The sequence below is a fragment of the Coprococcus sp. AM11-30B genome (assembly GCF_027674365.1).
In the GTDB taxonomy this organism is placed as follows: Bacteria; Bacillota; Clostridia; order Lachnospirales; family Lachnospiraceae; genus Allocoprococcus; species Allocoprococcus comes.
Genome location: NZ_JAQDVB010000017.1, coordinates 85758 through 92252 on the forward strand (window position 1 = coordinate 85758; position 6495 = coordinate 92252).

Below are 6495 nucleotides of genomic sequence, written 5' to 3' on the forward strand. Positions count from 1 at the left end.
TTGAAAGGAGATTTTCAAATGACAACTTTCTCAGATAGACTTAAAGAGGCGATGTATGCACAGAACCTGAAACAGATTGATCTGGTTCATATCGCCGCAGAAAATAATGTAAAATTAGGTAAAAGCCATGTAAGCCAGTACGTGAGCGGAAAAACTGTTCCGAGAAATGATATCCTCCATTTTCTGGCAGATACGCTTCACGTAGATGCCGATTGGCTGCTCGGTGACAGTCAGGAAAACTTTACTGCTCGGGAAAACAACTCCGTTGCCCCAAAAGCTCCGTCTACCACTAAGACTTCTGGTTCTGTCGGAACTTCAAACTCTTCAAAAAGGGGAACTACACCGATGAAAAAGACAATAACCGACAAAAATGATAATGCAGGAAGTTCTGCCATGCATATATTCAAAAAATCATCCAAACTCGATAATGTATTATACGATGTCCGTGGACCGGTTGTTGAAGAAGCTGCCCGTATGGAAGAACGCGGTACCCACGTACTGAAGCTCAATATCGGTAATCCGGCTCCGTTCGGCTTCCGTACACCGGACGAAGTCATCTATGATATGAGTCAGCAGCTTTCCGACTGTGAAGGATACTCTCCTTCTCAGGGACTTTTCTCTGCACGGAAGGCAATCATGCAGTACTCCCAGATCAAAAAGTTGCCGAATGTCACAATCAATGATATTTATACCGGAAATGGTGTCAGCGAACTGATCAACCTGTGTATGTCAGCTCTTCTTGACAACGGAGATGAAATCCTGATTCCGTCACCAGACTATCCTCTGTGGACTGCCTGTGCCACACTTGCCGGCGGCAAAGCCGTTCATTATATCTGCGATGAACAGTCTGACTGGTATCCGGACATCGAAGATATGCGCCGTAAGATCACAGACCGTACCAAAGCTCTTGTAATCATCAATCCGAACAACCCGACCGGAGCACTTTATCCGAAAGAGGTTCTGCAGAAGATTGTTGATCTCGCAAGGGAACATCACCTGATCATTTTCTCAGATGAAATTTATGACCGCCTTGTTATGGACGGAAAAGAACATATTTCCATTGCTTCACTGGCACCGGATCTGTTCTGCGTCACCTTCAGCGGTCTTTCCAAATCCCATATGATCGCCGGATTCCGTATTGGCTGGATGGTTCTCAGCGGAAATAAAGCAATCGCAAAAGATTATATCGAAGGAATCAAGATGCTTTCCAATATGCGTCTCTGCTCCAATGTTCCGGCACAGTCTGTCGTTCAGACCGCTCTCTGGGGCAATCAGAGCGTCAACGACTACCTCGTTCCGGGCGGACGTATTTACGAACAGCGCGAATATATTTACAAGGCACTGACTGACATTCCGGGAATCACTGCCATTAAACCGCAGGCTGCATTTTATATGTTCCCGAAGATCGATGTGAAGAAGTTCAACATTATAAATGATGAAAAGTTTGCACTGGATCTGTTGCAGGATAAGAAAATCCTGATCGTACAGGGAAGTGGATTTAACTGGAAACAGCCGGATCATTTCCGGGTAGTATATCTGCCACGAATTGAAGTTCTGAAAGAAGCTGTGGGAAAAATTTCTGATTTCCTGAGTTATTATAGACAGGGGTAGAATGATAAGCACCGCCGGAAAAGAAAAACAGGGTACGGGTTCCGTTGCACTGGGCATTCCGATGAGCTCCCGAAACCGTCAATTGTGTCAGCAATGGCTTCCACAATTGACTGGATCTCATCTCTATAGTGCAAAGTCACCCGTACCCTATGTTTCTTTTCCGGCTCCTTCTGCAATTTTACTGCATCTATAAATATTAACAGAAATAGAATCTTTTGACCTTGGTATCATCATTTACATTTTCATATTTTAATTTTCTTATGAAAGCAATGCTCTCACTGCTTCTCCATCAAACACAACTTCTTTTACATGATTAACCTCAATCTGATACAGTGCATTTGCCGCAATATGTTCGGCTGCCTGCTCCAGATCACGGATTCCTGATGTATTGGAATAAAGTTCAATTATCACATCAAGACCTTCATCTGTCACCGTACACTCGTCCCGACGAAGGCTCATTCTCTTCAGGATCTTCGGAAGTGCAAATCTGGAGAAGATGATCTTCTTCTCTTCCGGTGTATAATCCGGGATATCGATAACTGCAAAACGGGACATGATCGGTGCACTGATCTGATCTTTTTCATTGGCAGTTGCAATCGGATATACGCCAACTGTCGGAACGTTACACTCAATATAGTTATCCGTAAATCCAAGGTTATCAAGGAGTGTCAAAAGTACATCCGCCGGATTCCCATTTCCTTTTCCGGATGCTGCTTTGTCCAGCTCATTGATGATAAATACCAGGTTGGATTCTCCTGCTGCCGCAAATGCTTCCATAATAATTCCCGGTTTCGCATTGGCGTATACACGGGAACTTCCTGTAAGCTGTTCCGGATCGTTAATGGAACTCATATCCAGAGTTGTCCACGGAAGCTTCAGGATACGTGCAATTGCATAAGCGATCTGCGATTTACCGGTTCCGGCTGGTCCGATCAGAAGGATTCCATACGCTGGAAGAGTGTGCGTTCTGTTGATCTGGATGATCGTCTCTATGATTCTCTGTTTGACACGTTCCATTCCGTAAAGTTCTTCATCCAGGATTCTTCTTGCCTCATCTGGATCAATGGATTCAAAATAATTGCTCTTCCACTGAATATTCATCATGATTGAAAGAGCTCTCTGCGCATGTCTTCTTTCTTCCGGTGACACTTCATGTGATCTTGCAACAGCAAGGTTTCTTCTTGCCCACAGACGGATATTGTCCGGAAGGGTTCTTCCTGCACAGTTCATAAAATCGGTGATACTCTGCAGGCTTGTCAGCTTCATGCTGTCGCCGTCTTCTTCCATTTCCTCATCCACTGCTTCTTCTGTCGGTGCACTGCTTGCGAAAAGACGCTCGATCATGAACTGCAGGAAACCATCTTCAGCTGAAAGCTTGGTTGCCCCACCGAATGCGATCTCCCGGATCTTGTATACTGCATAGCCGTCTGCACGGTTTTCACCGGAAAGACGGACATTGATGTGATTCTCGCCCAGCCATTTGATCAGGCTTACAAATCTCGCATCGATCTGGAGAATGTCCGCACTTACAGTTCCATCTTCCTCGTCAAATTCAAAGGATGTCTTCTTAATCGGGTTGGTGAAAACACCACAGGAATGATGCTTCCATTTCCGGTTGCTGTTATCCAGAACCAGCATCGGTTTCTCCGCTGTCGCTTCTGTCTCATTCGAGCGGAATGTTGTATAAGTACATTCCTGAGCCTTTTTTTCATCTGGTGTGTGTTTAAAATCAAAAACTGGCATGATTTTTACTCCTTTTTCCTTTTATATTTGCTCTTTTCAAATTGTATATTTTTGCACATTTTATGAATAGTCTGTACCTATCTTAACACACTTGCTGCATATCTGAAAGTCAAAACCATTTCTTCATAGTATTTTTATTCATTTAGATTTTTACTTTCCTTCTGCTCCAGTCCTGCAAAAAACAGCTCATAAAAATCATCTTCTCCTTCCAGTTTCGGTGAATTTTCCCCACCTCCATTGGTGCTCCGCTTCATCTCAGCATAAAATTCTTCTCCGGCACAGATCAGTCAATCTTAAGTTCCACTCTACTTCCGCCTGCTTTTTCCTTTGTCACCACAATCTGTTTCTCAATCCTTGCTTTTAATTCCTGTACATGGGAAATGATTCCCACCAGACGGTTGCCTTCCGTAAGACCATTCAGTGCTTTCATCGCCTGTTCCAGTGACTCTTCATCCAGTGAACCAAATCCTTCATCGACAAACATGGTATCCAGCTGGATTCCGCCTGCCGATGCCTGGATCTCATCAGAAAGTCCGAGTGCCAGCGAAAGAGAAGCTTTAAAGGATTCCCCGCCAGAAAGTGTCTTCACGCTTCGCTCAGAACCATTATAATGATCGATCACATTCAGTTCCAGACCACTCTGACTCTTTCGGTCATCTGTATCAGTCTGGCGTTTCAGCTCATATTGTCCTCCACTCATCACCATAAACCGCGTATTTGCACGGGCAATGATCCGGTCAAAATAATTGGTCTGGATGTAGGTTTCAAATTTGATCTTTTCTTTGGAACCGCCTTTGATTTTTCCGTTTACCGTATCGGAAATCTCACGCACCTGTGTCCAGTTCCGCTCAAGCTCCAGAAGTTTCGCACTCTGCTTGTCAATCGCATTCCTGATTTTCAGATTGTTCTCATAACGGATCCTGATCTCTTCCATCTGTTTTTGAAGCTCTTTTTTCGCACCTGATACTTCCTGTCGTGCCTGCACAAGCTCTTCCATATCGGTTTCTTTATTACCTGCAATCTGCTTCTCCAGCGTTTTCTTCTTCGTCTTTGCCGCTTCTACCGACTGACTGCAGTCCTGGAATGCCTTCTGGGCAGCATTCAGATTCTTATCGATCTCTTTTTTCTGCTTATCCAGCTCTTTGATCTTCTGTTCTGCTTCTGCTTTCTCCGGAAATTCCAGTTTGCCACGCACCTTCACAGCCTGCTCTTCTGCATTTGCTTTATCTCTCTCAGACACAAGGAGCTGATCCTTTCGCTCCTGTTCTTCCTCCTGAAGCTTTTTCTGCATCTGCTCCAGTTCCGGGATCTCAGCTTCCAGCTTCTGCTTTTCTGCCACTGCTTCTTTAGCTACTTCCAGCTTTTTCTGTAATTCCTTTTCTGACTTTTCGAGGGCATCCATCTGTTGACCGATCAACGCCAGCGATTTTTCAATCTCTTCTTCCTGTATGCTGCTGTCAAAGCTTTTCACACTCTTTTGGATTTCTTCTTCCAGCACTTTTAACTGGACCAGCTTTTCATTTGCCTGAAAGCTTGCATCATTCGTCTTTTTCTCCACATTGGCAGTCTCTTTCCGGTATCTTTCAAGCTCTTCTTTCTCCGGTGCACCCTCTGTCATCTGTGCCGGACATGGATGTTGGACCGATCCGCACACCGGACACGGCTCTCCCGTTTTCAGAACCTTTGCAAGAATCCCCGCCTGCTCATCCAGAAATGCCCTCTCCATCCAGGCAAGCTGTGTCTTTCGCTCTGTACATTCCTCCTGCATGACAAGGTATGCCTTCTGCGCCTCTTCCACACTTTTCTTCTGTCTTTGGTATCTTTTATATTGAATAAGAATGTCTTCTGCCGCTTCTTTTCTTACTGAAACCTCTTTCTGTTCTGCTGTAACTTTCAGAACTTTTATTTCCGCATCCTTCAGCTGTTCCAGTAAATTCCTTTTCTGTTCCAGCTGTACCTGCATCTGCGCTTTCTTTTCCTGATATCGGCTTTCCCGGTCCTTTAATATCTCAATCTGTTTCTCAAGCTCTTTAATCTGCTTCTGAAGTTTTTTCAATTCGTCATACTCTGCAAGCTTTTCCTGCCTCTTTCCGATCTCTTCTGCTAACCGCTCTCTTTCCGGCACTTTTTCCTGTTCTTTCTTCAGTGCCATTTCCAGTTCTTCCAGCGTTGGTGTCTTCTCTGCTATCGTCTGCTCCGCTTTTTCCAGTTCCTTTTTTGCACGGATCACTGCCTCTGCCTTTCCGATTCTCTGGTTCAGCTCTTCCAGACCTTTCTCGATCTTTGTTAAATTCTTCTTCTTTTCTTTCATCGAATCTGCATCCTGATTTATCAGAGTTTCCAAAAGTTCCAGAACCTTGTCCGCATGAACCACCGCTTTGCTCTCACGGATCTTTTTCACATCCGCCGCAAGCACGTCATCCTCATCACAGCTGATATCCTTCATGTACTGCAAAATGCTTTTGCTGACATCCTCATACTGTTCCTGCAGTCTGCCGCTTGCATTTTTCATTTTCTCCTGAAATGCAAGATACGGTCTGGTATGAAAAATTTCCCGGAAAATTTTGCTTCGCTCCTCAGTTTTTGAAAACAGAAGCTTCATAAAATCTCCCTGCGCCAGCATTGCGATCTGAGTAAATTGTCCGCGGTCGAGCCCGATCAGTTCTGTCACTGCTTTTGTGACCTCTTTTGCCCTTGTGACCGGAAGCCTGTCATCTGGAAATTCCAGTACCGCATCCGCTCTTTGCAGCGTCATGCCCTCGCCCCTGTCCTTTGGACGCATGTACTCCGGATTTCTCCGGATATGATAAATCTGCCCCTGATACAGGAAATCCAGTTCTACAAAGGTCGGCGTCTTCGAATCCGCATATTTACTGCGCAGCATCCCCGGCTCTCTTTCATTTCCGCTTGCCTCACCATAAAGTGCAAATGCGATTGCATCAAAAATCGTGGTCTTTCCGGCACCGGTATCACCAGTTATCAGATAAAGCCCCCGCTCTCCAAGTTCATCCAGAAGGATCTCTGTCTCTTTTGCATACGGTCCGAATGCAGAAATCGTAAGTTTTATCGGTCTCATCTCTCATCCGTTACTGAAAACTTATAAAAAGTTACAAACTTCTATGTTTCATTCCTACTTCAACG

General features: G+C 44.8%; 3 protein-coding genes. 1 reads left to right on the forward strand and 2 read right to left on the reverse strand.

Annotation, left to right across the window (positions count from 1 at the left end; translation table 11 throughout):
• Positions 1 to 18 precede the first annotated feature (18 nt).
• Positions 19 to 1611 carry an aminotransferase class I/II-fold pyridoxal phosphate-dependent enzyme gene (locus tag PGU50_RS12340; RefSeq protein WP_270205406.1) on the forward strand — a complete coding sequence of 531 codons (1593 nt, stop codon included), beginning with the start codon at positions 19 to 21 and terminating at the stop codon, positions 1609 to 1611.
• Positions 1612 to 1869: 258 nt separating this feature from the next.
• Here the strand turns inward: PGU50_RS12340 and PGU50_RS12345 are convergent, their stop codons facing one another.
• Together PGU50_RS12345 and PGU50_RS12350 are read right to left on the reverse strand one after the other, a co-directional pair.
• The gene (locus PGU50_RS12345) at positions 1870 to 3354 is read right to left on the reverse strand and encodes an AAA family ATPase (protein WP_118218629.1); all 1485 of its coding nucleotides are present in this window, start codon (positions 3352 to 3354) and stop codon (positions 1870 to 1872) included.
• 283 nt (positions 3355 to 3637) lie between these two features.
• The gene (locus tag PGU50_RS12350; protein WP_270247108.1) at positions 3638 to 6430 is read right to left on the reverse strand and encodes an SbcC/MukB-like Walker B domain-containing protein; all 2793 of its coding nucleotides are present in this window, start codon (positions 6428 to 6430) and stop codon (positions 3638 to 3640) included.
• Between the last annotated feature and the right edge of the window lie 65 nt (positions 6431 to 6495).